At 59.0% G+C, this 17,372-nt stretch carries 15 protein-coding genes; 14 read left to right on the top strand and 1 reads right to left on the bottom strand.

Features of this window, described 5'->3' with window-relative positions; genetic code table 11:
* The first annotated feature begins 195 nt into the window (after positions 1-195).
* The 14 genes from HEP89_RS24265 (at position 196) to rpmG (ending at position 16,276) form a co-directional block, all read left to right on the top strand.
* Entirely contained in the window at positions 196-1,953 is a 1,758-nt protein-coding gene (locus tag HEP89_RS24265; RefSeq protein WP_168693244.1) for an autotransporter domain-containing protein, read from the top strand.
* 48 nt (positions 1,954-2,001) lie between these two features.
* The gene (gene ruvX / locus HEP89_RS24270; RefSeq protein WP_168693245.1) at positions 2,002-2,490 is read left to right on the top strand and encodes a Holliday junction resolvase RuvX; all 489 of its coding nucleotides are present in this window, start codon (positions 2,002-2,004) and stop codon (positions 2,488-2,490) included.
* A 61-nt stretch (positions 2,491-2,551) separates the two neighbouring features.
* Positions 2,552-3,478 (top strand): AEC family transporter, encoded by a 927-nt coding sequence (locus HEP89_RS24275; protein ID WP_023004058.1) that lies wholly within the window; start codon positions 2,552-2,554, stop codon positions 3,476-3,478.
* 428 nt (positions 3,479-3,906) lie between these two features.
* Entirely contained in the window at positions 3,907-4,872 is a 966-nt protein-coding gene (locus HEP89_RS24280; protein WP_197923286.1) for an aspartate carbamoyltransferase catalytic subunit, read from the top strand.
* A 17-nt stretch (positions 4,873-4,889) separates the two neighbouring features.
* Positions 4,890-6,191 (top strand): dihydroorotase, encoded by a 1,302-nt coding sequence (locus tag HEP89_RS24285; protein ID WP_031270764.1) that lies wholly within the window; start codon positions 4,890-4,892, stop codon positions 6,189-6,191.
* A gap of 92 nt (positions 6,192-6,283) precedes the next feature.
* Positions 6,284-7,063 (top strand): DUF3108 domain-containing protein, encoded by a 780-nt coding sequence (locus tag HEP89_RS24290; RefSeq protein ID WP_168693246.1) that lies wholly within the window; start codon positions 6,284-6,286, stop codon positions 7,061-7,063.
* Positions 7,064-7,177: 114 nt separating this feature from the next.
* A complete protein-coding gene (gene plsY / locus HEP89_RS24295; RefSeq protein ID WP_168693247.1) occupies positions 7,178-7,843 on the top strand; it encodes a glycerol-3-phosphate 1-O-acyltransferase PlsY in 666 nt (221 codons plus the stop codon).
* Positions 7,840-8,979, top strand: coding sequence for a DNA-processing protein DprA (dprA, locus tag HEP89_RS24300; protein WP_168693248.1), 1,140 nt, complete (start codon positions 7,840-7,842; stop codon positions 8,977-8,979). The genes plsY and dprA overlap by 4 nt, the downstream gene beginning before the upstream one ends.
* Before the next feature lie 188 nt (positions 8,980-9,167).
* Entirely contained in the window at positions 9,168-11,846 is a 2,679-nt protein-coding gene (gene topA, locus HEP89_RS24305; RefSeq protein WP_077290069.1) for a type I DNA topoisomerase, read from the top strand.
* A gap of 62 nt (positions 11,847-11,908) precedes the next feature.
* Entirely contained in the window at positions 11,909-14,161 is a 2,253-nt protein-coding gene (rnr, locus tag HEP89_RS24310) for a ribonuclease R (protein WP_062489011.1), read from the top strand.
* Positions 14,158-14,628: a DUF983 domain-containing protein gene (locus HEP89_RS24315; RefSeq protein WP_023004050.1), complete on the top strand. Its 471-nt coding sequence runs from the start codon at positions 14,158-14,160 to the stop codon at positions 14,626-14,628. The genes rnr and HEP89_RS24315 overlap by 4 nt, the downstream gene beginning before the upstream one ends.
* Entirely contained in the window at positions 14,625-15,371 is a 747-nt protein-coding gene (locus HEP89_RS24320) for an NUDIX hydrolase (RefSeq protein ID WP_023004049.1), read from the top strand. Before HEP89_RS24315 ends, HEP89_RS24320 begins: the two co-directional genes overlap by 4 nt.
* Before the next feature lie 59 nt (positions 15,372-15,430).
* Entirely contained in the window at positions 15,431-15,952 is a 522-nt protein-coding gene (locus HEP89_RS24325; RefSeq protein WP_168693249.1) for an AAA family ATPase, read from the top strand.
* Positions 15,953-16,108: 156 nt separating this feature from the next.
* Positions 16,109-16,276 carry a 50S ribosomal protein L33 gene (rpmG, locus tag HEP89_RS24330; RefSeq protein WP_023004047.1) on the top strand — a complete coding sequence of 56 codons (168 nt, stop codon included), beginning with the start codon at positions 16,109-16,111 and terminating at the stop codon, positions 16,274-16,276.
* A 604-nt stretch (positions 16,277-16,880) separates the two neighbouring features.
* On the opposite strand, the gene HEP89_RS24335 is transcribed toward rpmG, so the two are convergent.
* Positions 16,881-17,252: a response regulator gene (locus tag HEP89_RS24335; RefSeq protein ID WP_006934912.1), complete on the bottom strand. Its 372-nt coding sequence runs from the start codon at positions 17,250-17,252 to the stop codon at positions 16,881-16,883.
* Positions 17,253-17,372: the final 120 nt, after the last annotated feature.

The raw sequence follows: 17,372 nt of genomic DNA on the forward strand, positions 1-17,372 counted from the left end.
CAGCGGCAGCCGGTCCGCAACAAGCTGAATGCGTTCAATCTGCCTTGCAGGGCACGGTCTCGTTATCGATATTTTTGACAGTGCACCTGTGCAATTATGGCAACGCCTTGATTATTTCAACAACCAGAGCTGGTTTCTCCTTCTACTTCAACGCAAGATGACGTTGGGGATTCGAGAGACTTTGGAGCAGTGCCGATGCGATTGCGTTCGAAACGTGCCTGGCTGGACGTCATCTGCCCGGCAGCTCTGCTCTTCAGCAGCCTTTCGACATCCGCCCTTGCCGCCAATTGCAAAAATGATGGCGGCCTGCTTTTTCTGGGAACCAACAAATCCGATAGCCGTTCGATCTGGATTTCGGGAACGGTCGCAGGAGGTTACCGACTGGACGCCGCTCAGGGTAACCAGACTGTCGACACCTGGTCCCGCTCCAGCACCGGCCTGCATTTATCAACTTCTCCGGTCGTTTCGAACGGAAACGGTGGCACGCACAAGCTTTACAGTGTCGACGGCGGTTCCGATTGTCTTATCGATACGCAGAACCAGAAACGCGATTTCCAGCTGCCCGACAACATCAAGCCGCCAAGCCTGGTAAAGCCTCCAATCGGCAGGCTGTTTCCGGATTTTGGACGGCCGGTACCACCGATCGCGGTCCTTCCTCCCAGCGGAGTGATGCCCGGGCTGCCAGGTCCTATTTCGCCACCATCTAGTGGCGTTACTCCGCCAATAGGGGCGCTGCCACCGGCCGGACTTTCACCCGGACGCCCCGGAACAGCCACACCACCAATCGGCATTGTGCGGCCTTCGGGCGTTTTGCCAGGGGCACCTGGAGGGGTAACACCTCCCATTGGCACGCTTCCTCCATCCGGTGGTCTCCCCGGCTCTCCTGGAGCGCCAGGCACGGTCACGCCACCAATCGGAACCCTGCCGCCCGGCAGCCGCAATCCAAATCAACCTGCCCTTCCGGCCGGCTTTGTGCCGGTCAGGCGCGCTGATGGTCAGGTGATCAGTTACTGCGTCGATCCACGATCAGCCGAGGAGACACGGACTGACAATACACAGACGTTCTGCACCCGCGAACAACTGCTGGCCGCCGGGCGTCTGCAGACGCAGGACGAAGTTCCAATCACACCGGGCCGGGATCTGATCGAACCGACACTCTGGAATGCCTGGAGCACGGTAACCGGGGTCTACAGCGACGACCGTCGTTTCGGCAGGGACTTTCAGACACTCAGCGGAACCGCGGCCTTTGGTGCCGACCGCAAGCTGACTGAAGATATCGTCGGCGGTGTTTCCGTGACCTTTGAAACCATCGACACCGACGGCTTCAATTCCAACCTGACAATCGACACCCAGGGCTTTGAGATCGGCCCCTATGTTGCCGCACGAATTTCTCAGCACTGGGCGGTTGATGGCTCGCTGAGCTATGGCTTTTCAAACAGTCAGTCGGATATCTCGGTTTTGAGCGGCGAATACAACACCCACGAACTCGGCGCGACTTTCAGTGTTCACGGTCAATACGCGTTGAGCGAGATCCAGGTACGCCCCAAGGCGACCGTAACCTTCAACCGCGTGTTTTCCGATGGTTACGATCTGAACGGGACGATACTCAACCGGGCCATAAGCGTTCCCATCTCGGGCAATGCCGCCTCTCTGGGTACAATTGAACTGACGACCGAATTCAGCCGTCAATTTACCTTGCAGGACGGGCTTCTGATCCAGCCCTATGTGGAAGCAGGTGCGGTCTACGAATATTTGCGACCGAACGACGGCAAGATCCTCGATGATGAACTGAACTTTGTCACCGCATCAGCCTGGAGCTTTACACTGCGCGGCGGGGCGACTGCCCTGATTGCGGAGAACGTGACGCTTGATGCAAAGGGAGGCTATCTCAGCCTGGGCCAGAACGGGCTGGACGTTTGGGAAGGGCAACTTCGTGTTGCCATCGGGTTCTGAGTGAAAATCGAACTGGCGTTTTCCATGGCTCGCTGGTAAAGCCGCCGAATGGCAAATGACACCGCACTTTCCCTGGAAGACTTCATGGCCGCCGTGCCCGACCGCACCCGGCTGATCGGCCTGGATCTTGGCACCAAGACTATTGGTCTGGCGCTTTCTGATCTCGGACGTGGCATCGCCTCTCCCATGGAAACGATCCGGCGCAAGAAGTTCACCCTGGATGCGGAGCAACTCCTGGCCATCTGCGCCAAGCAGGGCGTCGGCGGCATGGTGCTCGGTCTGCCGCTCAACATGGATGGCTCCGAAGGCCCCCGCGTCCAGGCGACCCGCGCCTTCGTGAGAAACCTCTCGCAGAAAACGGACCTGCCGATCACCTATTGGGACGAGCGGCTGTCGACGGCGGCCGTGACGCGCACGCTGCTGGAAGCCGATACGAGCCGTGCGAAACGGGCCGACGTGGTCGACAAGATGGCCGCTGCCTACATCCTGCAGGGCTTTCTGGACCGACTCGGCTTTATGGGCTTAGATAACGGCTGATCCCACCGCTGCAGGGTACGGGCCCTTGTTTCAGGGCCTGTCGAACGCGAAAGCCGAACACATGCTGACCACACTTGCCGCCCTGATGCCGGTCATCCTCGTGATTGCCTCCGGCTACCTGATCGCCCGCACCGGACTGATTACCGGTGAGCAATGGCGTGGTGTCGAACGGCTTGCCTATTATGTCCTGTTTCCGGCGGTGTTGTTCCGCACGATCTCGCAAGCGGATTTCGCCAGTTTTCCGACGCTCAACATGGGCGGTGCCCTGCTCGCCTCCATCTTGTCCATGGCGCTGCTTCTGCTTCTGGCACGCACGACCATCGAGCGTGCCTGGGGCATCGCCGCGCCGCGTTTTACCTCCATTTTCCAGGGAACCTTGCGCTGGAACGCCATGATCGCGCTCGCGATTGCCGACAATGTGGTCGGTGAAACAGGGCTGGCCATGCTTGCGGTCGCAATGGTGTTCATGATCCCCTTGCTCAACGTCGCCAGCATCCTGGTACTGTCGCATTACGCCAGTGGAACGTCACCAAGTGGCGCGAAGATCCTGAAAGACCTGTTCACCAATCCCTTCATCCTCTCGATCGGCGCAGGCGGCATCATGAACGCGGGTGGCATCTCCCTGCCTTTCGTGGTCGACGATACCCTGGAGATTTTCTCCAGGGCCGCGCTCCCCATCGGCATCATCTGCGTCGGAGCCGGGCTGGACCTCGGCTCACTCCGCAGACCGGGACCGGCACTCGCCCTCGGCACCTTTTTGCGTCCGATATTCATGCCGTTGCTTGCCTTTGGCTTTGCCAGTCTTTTCGGCGTTACCGGCCCCGCATTGGTCGTGGTCATCATTGCCAGTTCAGTGCCCTGTGCCAGCAACTCCTACCTGCTCGCCCGCCAGATGGGCGGCGACGCAAAGCTGATGGCCGAGATCATCACGCTTCAGACGCTGGCAGCGACCCTGACGATCCCGCTCGCCCTGCTGCTGGTCACTTGATCAGGCTCTTTGGCAGTGGGCGCTCGCCCAGTTACGCAAAATCGTGCCCGTCATCAATTCGCTTTAGACCGGCACAGTTGCCAAGCCATGTTCAACGCCTGACAGAAACTGGAAATTGCCTATAATTTTCAGAAACTTGTCAGCTGCAACCTACCAGGGTGACAGCAAGCTGCGAGCGGATGAAAACCTGCAGGCTCTTTGCACTATTGCGACAGTATTCTCGCCGAGATTCGGTCGTGATCTTGAGTGGAACACAATAGATTCAATCCTTTGGCAGCACCTGCGCGTGCCGCCGTTGAACCCTCTCCCGTTTACCGCGGCGCAAGCAGCCATATTTTGTCCAGCCGATCAAATATTTAGCAGGTATGTGGACAGCGGGCATGATGTGATTTCCTGACTTGTCGAACCGGGCGTTCCTCCTTATAGGAATGGTCTCGATGACCGCGAGCAACACCCATCGAGACAGCCCTTACCCCCATCGTCATTTGCTGGGCATAGAGGGCCTTCACCCCCACGAAATTCTGGGCCTTCTGGACCGGGCGGAAGAAGCCGTAGAGGTTTCCCGCCAGATCAGCAAACGACGGCTGGTCTTGCAGGGACGAACCCAGATCAACCTCTTTTTCGAGAACTCAACCCGCACCCAAAGTTCTTTTGAACTGGCCGGAAAACGGCTCGGGGCGGATGTGATGAACATGGCAGTGTCCCAGTCGTCTGTGAAAAAGGGCGAGACGCTGATCGATACGGCGGCAACGCTGAACGCCATGCACCCCGACCTTCTGGTGGTTCGCCACCACGCGGCCGGTGCGGTGCATCTTCTGGCGCGCAAGGTCGGCTGCTCCGTGGTCAATGCCGGTGACGGCCCGCATGAACACCCGACACAGGCCCTGCTCGACGCCCTTACCATCCGACGACACAAGGGAAAGATCGCGCGGTTGACCGTGGCCATCTGCGGTGACATCGCCCATTCTCGCGTTGCCCGGTCCAATATCATTCTTTTGAACGCGCTCGGAGCGCGCGTCCGTGTTGTTGCCCCCACTACCCTCCTGCCGTCCGGCATCGCCAAGATGGGCGTCGAGGTCTTCACCAGCATGAAGGAAGGTCTCGAGGGTGCCGACATCGTCATGATGCTGCGCCTGCAGCGCGAGCGCATGAACGGTGCCTTCATTCCATCTGTAAGGGAATATTACCGCTACTACGGACTGGACGCGGAAAAGCTCGCCTATGCCAAGGAAGACGCCCTTGTCATGCATCCGGGGCCGATGAACCGCGGTGTCGAGATCGATGCCTCGATTGCCGATGGTGCCCAAAGCCTTATTCGCGAACAGGTGGAAATGGGCGTTGCCGTGCGCATGGCCGTGCTTGAAGCCCTTGCCGCCAATCTGCCGAACAATTGATCCAGGGGACAAGACACGTGGCTTACGACACACCCAAACCTCTGGTTCTTTCAAACGCCAGAGTGATTGACCCGGCACGCGGCCTGGATGCTCCAGGTTCCGTCATCATCGCGGACGGCACCATTCTCGCCGCCGGGCCGGAAGCTGCCAACCAGGGCTCTCCCTACGGAGCGGAAATTATCGACTGCAAGGGCGCGATCGCATGTCCGGGCCTGATCGACTTCTGCGTCTCCGTCGGAGAACCGGGTGCAGAGCACCGGGAAACGCTCGCCAGTGCCTCCCAGGCTGCCGCAAGCGGCGGCGTGACGACAATTTGCACCATGCCCGATACGGATCCGGTCATTGATGATCCCGCGCTGGTCGATTTCATCCTGCGCCGGGCGCGGGACACGGCCATCGTCAACGTGTTGCCACTGGCCGCCTTGACCAAGGGCCTCAAGGGCGAGGAAATGGCCGAAATCGGCTTGCTGAAGGAAGCGGGAGCCGTTGCCTTCACCAACGGCCACAAGTCGGTCAAGAATGCCCAGGTCATGCGCCGCATGATGACCTATGCCCGCGATTTCGACGCGCTGGTCATCCACCACACGGAAGACCCGGACCTCGCCGGCGGGGTCATGAACGCAGGGCTGAACGCCAGTTGGAAAGGTCTTTCCGGTGTGCCGCGTGAAGCGGAAATCATCATGCTGGAGCGGGACCTGCGCCTGGTTGCCATGTCCAAGGGCAAGTACCACGCAAACCTCATTTCCACCTCCGACAGCGCAGACGTGGTTCGAGCAGGCAAGGCGAAAGGGCTGGACATCACCGCCGGTGTGTCGATCAATCACCTGACCCACAATGAAAACGACATCGGCGCCTATCGAACGTTCTTCAAGATGTCGCCACCACTGCGCGATGAAGACGACCGGCAAGCGATGATCGCGGCTGTTGCCGATGGCACAATCGACATCATCTGCTCCAATCATGACCCGCAGGACGTGGAAACCAAACGGCATCCGTGGGCGGAAGCAGAAGACGGCGCCATCGGCCTTGAAACCCTTCTGGCGGCGGCCTTGCGGCTTTATCATTCCGAGCAGGTCGACCTTGTCACCCTGCTTGGCGCGATGACCTGCCGCCCGGCGGACCGGCTTGGACTGGAAACCGGACGTCTCTCCAAGGGAGCTCCGGCGGATGTGACCGTGTTCGATCCCGAGCGTCCCTGGGTCCTGGAAAAAAGTACCATCAAGTCACGTTCGAAGAATTCTCCCTTCGAGGATGCACGGTTCTCGGGGCGGGTGCTGCGCACGGTTGTCGGTGGGAAAACGGTTTTCAGCCACACCTGAACAAGCCCTTGTTTCCGTTCCAACGTTGATCCTGTTCGCGCCACAATTCTCCCTGAATCTGGCGCGAACGGAACTTCCAACGGAACATGCTGATGCGCCTGATCGCCCTTGCCTTTCTGATACCCGCGCTGTTTACCGGCAGCGCTTCGGCGGCTGACCTCTACATTAAGTACAAGCTTTACGCCCTTGGGCTGCCTATCGGCTCCGGCGTCATGTCACTGGATGTCGACAGCAAGTCCTATTCCGTCAGCGCCAACGGCCAGACCGCCGCCTTCGGACGGCTGGTGTCTGACGGCAAAGGGACAGTTGAAGTCGCTGGAACCGCACAAAAACTCGACCTGGAGCCAGCCCGCTACGCTCTTGATCTCAAGAGTGAAGACGAGACCGGAACCATCACCATGCGGATGCGTAAGGGCAGTATCGACGCTATCGAAGTTCGGCCGCCGCAGGATCGGATGAAGGAACGGGTCAAGGTAACCGCAGAGCATCTTAAGAGTGTTCTCGATCCCCTGACCGCCGCCGTGCTTCCTGCCCCGCAGGGCCTTGCCAAAGAGAGCTGCAACAGGACATTGCGCATCTTCGACGGCAAGGAACGTTACGACGTTCACCTGCAGTACAAATCCCGCAAGGCCACCAGAACGTCTGATGGCCGGTTCAAGGGCGACGTCATAGTCTGCGGTGTCCGTTACGAACCCATTTCCGGCCACCGGCCGAAGCGCAAGTCGATCCAGCAACTCGCGGCAAACAAGTCCATGGAAGTCTGGCTCGCACCGGTTGGTGACAAGCCGTATCTCGTCCCGCTCCGGGCCAGTATTTCCCTTCCGTTCGGGTCGCTGCTGGTGGAAGCGGAAAAATACAAGCTCTCGGATTAGACCCCGCGCTATTTCCCTGCAAAGACACTCTTTTCTCAGTTGCCGGACTTGATCCGGGCTGCCATGCCGTTACATTGCGATGGCTATTTATTATGCACGTCATTGGAGTATCGCGTGCCAGAACCGATCAGCTGGGCCTTTGCCTGGCCCTACTATCTCGCCGCCCTCGCCTTCGGCTATCTGCTCGGTTCGATTCCCTTCGGCCTGCTGTTCACGCGCATGGCCGGCCTTGGAGACATCCGCCAAATCGGCTCGGGCAATATCGGCACCACCAACGTTCTGCGCACCGGCCGCAAATCTCTGGCAGCTGCCACGTTGCTGGGGGATGGATTGAAGGGCACCGTTGCCGTTCTGATTGTCAATCACTTCTACGGCCAGGAAATGGCTCTTATCGCCGGCCTTGGGGCGTTTCTCGGGCATCTCTTCCCGGTGTGGCTGAAGTTCAAGGGCGGCAAGGGTGTTGCAACCTACCTTGGCATTCTGCTTGGCCTCTATTGGCCGATGTTCCTGCTCGCGGCAGGCATCTGGATCGGCATGGCCTTCCTGTTCCGTTATTCGTCTCTGTCGGCACTGACGGCTACCCTGCTGACCCCGATCGTGCTCTATCTCGTTTTCCATCAGGTCCAGATAGCTCAGATGTTCGTCTTGCTGTCGGTGCTGCTTTGGGCCAAGCATCACGAAAACATTGCGCGGCTTCTGCGTGGGGAAGAAAGCAAGATCGGCTCGAAATCCAAACCGGCGGCCAATGCTTCGTCTCCGCCCGGCGATGAAAGCGCGTGAACCGCGTTTCTGAAAATATAACTCCCGGCAACCTCTCCGAGGCGGAACGTCTGGCGTGGCTTCGCCTAATACGATCGGAAAACGTTGGTCCCGTTACATTCGCGGAACTTCTGAAACACGCTGGCTCCGCTCAACGAGCGCTTGAGCTGCTTCCCGATCTTGCAAGGCGCGGCGGTAAGGCAAGCCGGATTTGTCCGCTTGAAGACGCTGAAGCCGAGCTGGACGCCCATGGGCGGATCGGGGCCCGGTTGATTGGCCTGCATGAACCCGACTATCCGCAACATCTTCGACATATCGACGGTCCGCCCCCGCTCCTGTCCGTAAAGGGCGGCACCTCCGCACTGACCCGGGAACGGATGATTGCGATCGTCGGTGCCCGCAACGCTTCGCTTTCCGGCAGAAAACTTGCGGCACGATTTGCACAGGGGCTTGGGGCGGAAGGCTTTTCAATTGTGTCCGGCCTCGCCCGCGGGATCGATGCTGCCGCCCATGAAGCCTCACTTCAAACAGGCACCATCGCCGTGTTCGCGGGAGGCATCAATGTGCTCTACCCGCCGGAACACGACAGGTTGCTTGCCGCCGTTCTCGACACAGGGGGCGCCGTCATCAGCGAGATGCCTCTTGGCTGGAAACCCCGCAGCCGGGATTTTCCCCGGCGAAACCGGCTGATTTCAGGCCTGTCTCTGGGGGTCATCGTTATCGAAGCTGCCAAGGCCTCCGGCTCTCTTCATACCGCTCGTTATGCTCTTGAGCAGAACAGGGACATTTTCGCCGTACCGGGTTCCCCCCTGGATCCGCGTTCGGAAGGTGCCAACGGCTTGATCCGGCAGGGTGCGGCACTTGTCTCGACCGCCGACGATGTGCTGGAAGGCCTTGGTGGTCGACTGGCACCAACCCTTCCCTTTGGCAGGCAGTTCCGCGAAGAGAGCGAAACCGCCCCTCTTTCCCGCTCCGAACCGGATGGAAAGCTGCGTGACCGCGTCCTTGCGGCGCTTGGTCCAACCCCTGTGGACATGGATGAATTGATACGCTTTGCGGATGGTGATGCGAGGTCGGTTCACGTCGTGCTGCTGGAACTCGAACTTGCCGGACGCCTCGAAAGACACCGCGGCAACAAAATCTCCGCTTTGATGTAAGGGGCCGTTTTTCCTTGAATCTCAGTGGATAACCCGTATCTGGACCGAACCGCTTGACCCGGAAGGATCAAAGGTCCATTTGACAGGCGGCGCTTGATCCTTGATCGTCTGCGCCACTGAATTAGCACTCAGATCACCTTCTCCACCGGGCGGGGGCTCCGTATCCGGCAAAAATATTTTGGGTAAGAATGAACGTCGTCATTGTCGAATCGCCGGCGAAAGCCAAGACGATCAACAAATATCTCGGTTCCGACTATACGGTGCTGGCTTCCTACGGCCATGTGCGAGATCTGCCCGCCAAGGACGGCTCGGTGCTGCCGGACGACAATTTCGCCATGAGCTGGCAAGTGGATGCGAAGGCGCAGAAACGGCTGAGCGAAATCGCCAATGCGGTCAAGGATGCCGACCGCCTCATTCTCGCGACTGACCCCGACCGCGAAGGGGAAGCAATTTCGTGGCACGTTCTGGAAGTGCTGCAAAAGAAGAAGGTGCTGAAGGACAAGCAGGTCGAGCGCGTGGTCTTCAACGCGATCACCAAGAAGGCGATCCTGGAAGCGATGGACAATCCGCGCCAGCTGGATACGCCGCTGGTCGATGCCTATCTCGCCCGCCGAGCACTGGATTACCTGGTCGGTTTCACCCTGTCTCCGGTTCTGTGGCGCAAGCTGCCCGGTGCCCGTTCCGCCGGGCGCGTGCAGTCTGTCGCATTGCGGCTGATCTGCGACCGGGAAATGGAAATCGAAACCTTCAAGCCGCAGGAATACTGGTCGATCTTCGCCAACATGAAGACACCGACCGGGGACATGTTCCAGGCTGGCGTGACCGGTTTCGACGGCAAGAAAATCGGCCGTCTCGACATCAACAACGAAGCGGAAGCCACCGCGATCAAGACCATGCTGGAAAGTGCCAGCTTCAAGGTCGACAGCGTGGCTTCCAAACCTGCGAAGCGCAATCCGGCGGCACCGTTCACCACCTCCACCCTGCAGCAGGAAGCCTCACGTAAACTCGGGTTTTCCGCATCGCGCACCATGCAGGTGGCGCAGAAGCTTTATGAGGGCATCTCAATCGGTGGCGAGACTTCCGGTCTCATCACCTACATGCGTACCGACGGCGTTCAGATTGCCGGCGAAGCGATCGCTGCCGCCCGCTCCGTAATCGCCAAGGATTTCGGTGACAATTACGTTCCGGAAAGCCCGCGCGTCTATACCTCCAAGGCAAAGAACGCCCAGGAAGCACACGAAGCGATCCGGCCAACGGACCTTTCGCGTCGCCCGAAGGATGTCGCCAGGTTCCTGGATCCGGACCAGGCCAAGCTTTATGAGCTGGTGTGGAAACGGACTATGGCCTCTCAGATGGAGTCGGCCGTTCTGGAACGGACCACCATCGAGATTCTCGCCGACGGTTCCGGTAAACGCGCCAATCTGCGTGCCACTGGTTCCGTCGTCCGCTTCGACGGTTTTCTTGCGCTTTACCAGGAAGGCCGGGACGACGAGGAAGACGAGAACTCCAAGCGTCTGCCAGCGGTCGATGAAGGTGCCGCGCTGACGGCTGCCTCTGTCGACGGGACCGCACAAGCCATCGAAGCCTCGCAGCATTTCACGACACCGCCGCCGCGCTACACCGAAGCGAGCCTGGTCAAGAAGATGGAAGAGCTTGGCATCGGCCGGCCGTCCACCTATGCCTCGACGCTTCAGACCCTGCGCGACCGTGACTATGTCGAACTCGACAAGAAGCAGCTTGTTCCGATGGACAAGGGCCGCATTGTTACCGCGTTCCTGGAAAGCTTCTTCCAGCGCTATGTCGAATTCGACTTCACAGCGAGCCTGGAAGAACAGCTCGACAAGATTTCAGCAGGCGAGCTTTCCTGGCTCGACGTGCTGCGTGATTTCTGGACCGGGTTCTCCGGCGCGGTCGATGAAATCAAGGACCTGCGCGTTGCCCATGTCATCGACGCGCTGAACGAACTGCTCGGGCCGCATATCTTCCCGCCGAAGGAAGATGGAACCGATCCGCGCAAATGCCCGTCCTGCGACACAGGTCAGCTATCGCTCAAGGTCAGCCGCTGGGGCGCTTTCATCGGCTGCTCCAACTATCCCGAATGCGGCTTTACACGGCAGCTCGGCAAGCCGAGCGGTGAAGACGGCGAAGGTGACGACGGCCCGAAGGTTCTCGGCACCGATCCGGAAACCGGCCTTGACGTTTCCCTGCGCAACGGCCGCTTCGGCCCCTATGTTCAGCTGGGCGAAGAAGCCAAGCCGAAACGAGCCTCCCTGCCCCGTGGCTGGTCCGCACCGGATATGGATCTGGAAAAGGCGCTGCAGCTTCTGTCGCTGCCACGCGAGGTGGGGCCACACCCGGAAGACGGCAAGATGATCTCGGCCGGAATCGGTCGCTACGGGCCGTTCGTGCTGCATGAAGGCACCTATGCCAATCTGTCCACACCAGACGAAGTGTTCTCCGTCGGCATCAACCGTGCTGTTGATGCGCTGGCGCAGAAACGCGCCAAGGGGGGTGGCCGCGGCGGTGCAGCGGCAACGCCGCTGAAGGAGCTTGGTGACCATCCGTCCGAAGGTGGCCCGATCAATGTCTATGACGGGCGCTATGGGCCTTACGTCAAGCACGGCAAGATCAACGCCACGCTACCGAAGGACACCGACCCCAAGGCCGTGACGATGGAACAGGCGCTGGAGCTGATCGCGGCAAAGGCCTCCAAGGGCGGCACCAAGAAGAAGGCGGCTGCCAAGAAACCTGCTGCGAAGAAAACAGCAACCAAAAAGACGGCCACCAAGAAGACGACGGCAAAGTCATCCGCAAAGGCAAAGGTCGATGCGTCGTCCGAAGAGGTGCCCTGGGATGATGCGAGTTGAGCGCAAAACGGATTAACACGCGCAAGCACACCAATCGAAAACACGCCAAGGTTCCGGGTGAAATGCCATCACGCGAGGATATTCTCGCGTTTGTTGCAGATAACCCGGGGCGTGCGGGCAAGCGCGAGATTGCCCGTCATTTCGGTATTATCGGCGGGGCCCGCATCCATCTGAAAAAGATGTTGAAGGACCTGACCGACGACGGCCTGATGGAAAAGCGCAACAAGCGCATGATCCGTCCTGGCGATCTGCCGCCGGTTTTCGTGGCCAATCTCATTGCACGCGACCGGGACGGTGAGCTGATCGCGACCCCTGTCGACTGGGACGACGAGGCTGGCACTCCGCCGAAAATTCTGGTGCTGACCGGCAAGACCAAGGCGACGCAACCCGGCCTGGGTGACCGCGCACTCGTGCGCCTGACCGAAGCTGAGAGCGGCCCCGAAACAGAACATGTTGCCCGCGTCATCCGCGTTTTGGAAAAGCGTCAGGGTGCAATCCTCGGGATTCTGCGGAAGCGTGACGGCACCCGCCCGCCCTATCTCGAACCGATTGACCGCAAGCAGCGGGAACTCGACATTGATCCGCGTGACCTCAAGGACTCAGAGGACGGAGATCTTGTCAGCGTTCAGGTGACGCGCTCCGGCCGCTACGGCCATCCCGTCGCGTCGGTGGTTGAGCGCTTCGGCTCGATGAATTCGGAAAAGGCGGTTTCGGAGATCGCCCTGCAATCACATGGCATTCCGCATGTCTTTCCGGCAGCTGTAGAAGCGCAGGCCGAAAGCGCAAAGCCGGTGGAGAAACTCGGCAAGCGCGAGGACTGGCGGCAGGTGCCGCTGATCACCATCGACCCGCCCGACGCAAAAGACCACGACGACGCCGTCTACGCCGAAGCGGACGAGGACCCTTCCAACGAAGGCGGCTATATTTGCTATGTGGCGATTGCGGATGTCGCATACTACGTCACCCCCGGTTCTCCGATGGACCGGGAAGCGAACCTGCGCGGCAACTCGGTCTATTTTCCCGACCGGGTGATCCCGATGCTGCCGGAGCGGATTTCCAACCAGCTCTGCTCGCTCCGGGAAAAGGAAGACAAGCCGGCGCTTGGCGTGCGAATGGTGTTCGACAAGACCGGACGCAAGACCGGGCACACCTTTCACAGGGTGCTGATGCGTTCGGCGGCAAAACTCTCCTATCTGCAGGCCCAGAAGGCGATTGACGGTACGACAGACGAGAAGACCGAAACCCTGCTCGACGGCGTCCTGAAGCCGCTATGGGCCGCTTACGCCGTGCTGAAGAAGGGACGCGAGGCGCGCGAACCGCTGGAACTCGATCTGCCGGAACGCAAGATCAAGCTGAAACCGGATGGAACTGTCGATCATGTCTATGTTCCGGAGCGTCTGGACGCCCACAAGCTGATCGAAGAATTCATGATCCAGGCGAACGTGGCAGCCGCCGAAACGCTGGAGCAGAAGAAAACGCCTCTGCTCTACCGGATCCACGATGCCTCGACCCCGGAAAAGCTGGAAAGCCTGAAAGACTTTCTGTCGACGATCAACATCAAGCTGCCGTCCTCCGGTGGTCTCCGCCCCTCCGCCTTCAACGGCATACTTGCCAAGGTGAAGGACACACCGCAGGCCAATCTCGTCAACGAGGTGGTCTTGCGCAGCCAGGCCCAGGCAGAATACGCCCCGCAGAACATCGGCCATTTCGGCTTGAACCTGCGGCGGTACGCGCATTTCACGTCACCGATCCGCCGGTATGCTGATCTGATCGTGCACCGTGGGCTGATATCCGCGCTCGGACTTGGCAAGGATGGCTTGCCGGAAGGTATCGAGACGAAACTGGAGGCCATCGGCGCTGAAATCTCGGCCGCTGAACGGCGGGCAATGCTTGCCGAGCGCGACACAATCGACCGTCTGATTGCCCTTTGGATGAGCGACCAGATCGGCGCGAGTTTTCAGGGCAGAATTGCAGGGGTGGTCAAGTCCGGCATGTTTGTTCGCCTGTCCGATACAGGTGCCGACGGCTTCGTACCGGCCTCCACAATCGGCCTCGATTATTATCGCTATGACGAAGGGTCGCACGCCCTTATAGGTGACAAAACCGGCGAGACCTACCAACTTGGCGATCAAGTGGAGGTCCGGCTGGTGGAAGCAGCCCCCTTTGCCGGTGCACTGACATTCGAGCTGCTGAGCCACGGCAGCATTGCCGGCAAACGCATCCGGAAAGCCGCGCCAAAGGTGCGGCGCGGGCCGCCGAAGGGCGGACGCAGCAAGGCCTCACCGAAGAAACAGGGTCGAAGGAGATCTTCGTGACGGTCCGGTATGAACTGCACGACAAACTGGAAACGCCGGAAACAGCATCCGAAAAACCGCGGCGCAACGTTCTTCAGGCCATGCTGCGCGGTGCCGGCAACCGGTGCATGAACTGCGGGAAAGGCAAGGTGTTCGACGGCTTCCTTCAGCCGCACTATGCCTGCTCTGTCTGCGGCGAGGAGTTCCATCACCATCGCGCGGACGACGCCCCACCCTATTTCACAATCACCATTGTCGGCCACATTATCGTTCCCGGCCTTCTGGCCGTGGAAGTGTTGTGGCATCCCGCGCTGTGGATCCATATGTCTCTCTGGGTGCCGCTGACGCTGATCCTGTCGCTGTCGCTTCTGCGACCGATCAAAGGCGCGCTGATCGGTCTTCAGTGGGCGCTCTACATGCATGGTTTTGACCCGGATGCGGAAGACGACACGCCTCCCATTCCGGTGCCTTCCGAAAGGGTTACATGAGCGGTTCGTTCGAAAAGCAGCTGGCAAAAGACGAAAAAGCCGGAAACTATCCGTATATCCGTCCCAAGGATGCCGCAACGCTGCTCATTCTGGACCGCGACGATCGGGGTTCCGTGAAGCTTCTGATGGGCCGTCGTCACATGCGCCATGCCTTCATGCCGGGAAAATTCGTGTTCCCTGGTGGCAGAGTGGATGTCTCCGATTCCCGTGTGACCGACGTGCTTCCCTATCATCCGGACGTCGAGGCAAAGCTTACGCAGGACCTGAAGAACGCCAAGTCTGCCGCGCGCGTTCGTGCGCTGGCCCTGGCCGCCATTCGGGAAACCTATGAAGAGGCCGGGCTGTTTATCGGCCGTCAGGCACACAACAACCACCTGCACCTTGGTACCGGCTTCGAGGCATTTGCCGAGCGCGGCATACAGCCCGACCTGAGCGGCCTTCGGATGATTGCGAGGGCCATCACCCCACCGCAACGCCCGCGACGCTTCGACACCCGTTTTCTGGCCGTCTGGGCCGACGCCATTGCCGACAGGTTGCCCGATGGAACCGGCCCGTCCGGCGAACTGGAAGATTGTGCCTGGCTGACTTTCGAAGAGGCGAGGCAGAAGGATCTGCCGATGATCACCAACAAGATCCTGACCGACCTGGAAGACAGGCTGGCGAAAGACCCTGAGCTTTCACCGACGACGCCTGTCCCCTACTATTTCTTTCGCAAGGGCGGTTTCGTGAAGCAGGAGCTCTGAAGCTACCTGTACCTGGCGGATTGCCGGCTGTTGCAACACACAAAGGTGTGTCCAGGCTTATGCCTTTCCTGATTGCCCTTTCCGGTTTACCCGGCGTCGGCAAGTCGACGATAGCAAAGGATCTGAGCGGGCGGCTGCCCGCATTTCTTTTGCGTGTGGATGCGGTTGAAGCTGCCCTCAAACGCAGTGTCTTGAACATTCATCCGGCTGAAGACGCGGGTTACCTCGCCCTTGCTGCTATCGCTGCCGGAAACCTGGAACTTGGTCACAACGTCGTTGCAGATACGGTCAACCCGGTTGCCGAATCCAGGCAATTGTGGAGGGAGACCGCTCAATCAACCGGCGCGACACTGCTGAATGTCGAGATTGTCTGCTCGGATGAGCGCGAACACCGCAAGCGCGTTGCAAGCAGGGAAACCGAGATTGACGGACTGACCCTGCCCCGGTGGCCTGAGGTACGAAGTCATGAATACGAACCGTGGACGGAACCATGTCTCCAGCTGGATAGTTTCAGCCTGAGCGTGGGCCAATCGGTTGATACGATAACGAAGGCTTTGACAGCACTGCGGCAGAATGGCTGACATGGTTCGAAAAGGCGGCTGAACCATAGCAAGTGCTTGACTTTCGCGCTGCGATGAGTAGTTTGCGCGCTGATTTCAGACATTGGGGCAGATTCATCGCCAGCCATCTGGCCGCAAGAACTCTTTGCCCGACAACAGAGAACAGGATCCAAGGCCATGGCCAAGGCGACAACAATCAAGATCAAGCTCCTCTCCACGGCTGACACCGGCTTCTTCTATGTCACCAAGAAGAACTCCCGTACGATGACCGAGAAGATGGTCAAAAAGAAATACGACCCGGTTGCCAAGAAGCACGTCGAGTTCAAGGAAACCAAGATCAAGTAAGATCTGATTCCAGATGATTTTTAAAGAACCCGCCGGAAACGGCGGGTTTTTTCATGCGTGGCCGAATGTGATTTCGAAATTTTGTCGGCGCAGGCCAGCGTCCTGAAACCTATTTCCACAAATGATTACTGTGCGGACGCAGAGGCACGACGACGCAGCTTCAGCATTGCTGCTGGTGCTGCTTCTTGATTTTCGGTTGAAAGATTAGTGGTCGGCGGGAACACGGCATTCGAGGAGGCCACTCATCGGCCGGTTCCCTGCCGACCTGCCCCACGGACCCAGGAGATGCGGCGGACCTGAGCACTCCGAGGGGAAACTGTATTGCCCGTTTTGACGCTACGGCATTCTTTACCACGTCATTGAGGCGATCAGGAAAAACACTAATCTGCGGTCACACTACCTGAATGTTGCCTGATTGCAATATTTTCCGCAAAATATGCACAGAAACAATGCCGTTTTAGTAAATCCGTAACCTTAATATGAAGAGCACATGAGCGCGAGGTTTTGCGATTCGCAGGAATTGGTTGCACGCAGCCGTGCCAAACAACCGTGAAACCTTGCAGAAATCTTTACCCGCCGCAGTTCTACCGCCGGCGGTGGCCCGTTACGCTTCGCCGAGATATGCCCGGACTGTTTCCAGGAATTTCGCTACGGAGATCGGCTTGGATATGTAAGCTTCGCACCCGCCCTGCCGGATACGCTCCTCATCGCCCTTCATGGCGAATGCGGTCACGGCGATAACCGGGATGGAAGCGATATCCTCGTCTTCCTTGATCCATTTCGTGACTTCCAGCCCCGACACTTCCGGCAGCTGAATATCCATCAGGATCAGATCGGGATGATGCTCACGGGCCAACTGCAAGGCTTCGATGCCGGTCCGGGTCTGCAATGTATTATAGCCGTGCGCTTCGAGCAGATCATGAAACAGCTTCATGTTCAGCTCGTTGTCTTCGACGATCAACACGGATTTTGCCATATGTCCGGCCCTTTACCCGGCCTCTTGCCGGTCCCATTTTATCTTCGCAGCACTTTTTAGTCCGCGGTAGAACCCTTCCCCGGTCCGCATTAAATTTCTTCTAACCCGGAATCGTTTCAG

The sequence above is a fragment of the Labrenzia sp. 5N genome (assembly GCF_012395805.1).
Lineage (GTDB): Bacteria > Pseudomonadota > Alphaproteobacteria > Rhizobiales > Stappiaceae > Roseibium > Roseibium algicola.

Bases quoted from the DNA above. Each gene is read 5' to 3' on its own strand.
- HEP89_RS24265 (WP_168693244.1), top strand. From the start codon at position 196: ATGCGATTGCGTTCGAAACGTGCCTGGCTGGACGTCATCTGCCCGGCA.
- rnr (WP_062489011.1), top strand. From the start codon at position 11,909: ATGCCATCACGCGAGGATATTCTCGCGTTTGTTGCAGATAACCCGGGG.
- rpmG (WP_023004047.1), top strand. From the start codon at position 16,109: ATGGCCAAGGCGACAACAATCAAGATCAAGCTCCTCTCCACGGCTGAC.
- HEP89_RS24275 (WP_023004058.1), top strand. From the start codon at position 2,552: ATGCTGACCACACTTGCCGCCCTGATGCCGGTCATCCTCGTGATTGCC.
- HEP89_RS24290 (WP_168693246.1), top strand. From the start codon at position 6,284: ATGCGCCTGATCGCCCTTGCCTTTCTGATACCCGCGCTGTTTACCGGC.
- topA (WP_077290069.1), top strand. From the start codon at position 9,168: ATGAACGTCGTCATTGTCGAATCGCCGGCGAAAGCCAAGACGATCAAC.
- HEP89_RS24335 (WP_006934912.1), bottom strand. From the start codon at position 17,252: ATGGCAAAATCCGTGTTGATCGTCGAAGACAACGAGCTGAACATGAAG.
- HEP89_RS24325 (WP_168693249.1), top strand. From the start codon at position 15,431: ATGCCTTTCCTGATTGCCCTTTCCGGTTTACCCGGCGTCGGCAAGTCG.
- ruvX (WP_168693245.1), top strand. From the start codon at position 2,002: ATGGCAAATGACACCGCACTTTCCCTGGAAGACTTCATGGCCGCCGTG.
- HEP89_RS24280 (WP_197923286.1), top strand. From the start codon at position 3,907: ATGGTCTCGATGACCGCGAGCAACACCCATCGAGACAGCCCTTACCCC.
- HEP89_RS24320 (WP_023004049.1), top strand. From the start codon at position 14,625: ATGAGCGGTTCGTTCGAAAAGCAGCTGGCAAAAGACGAAAAAGCCGGA.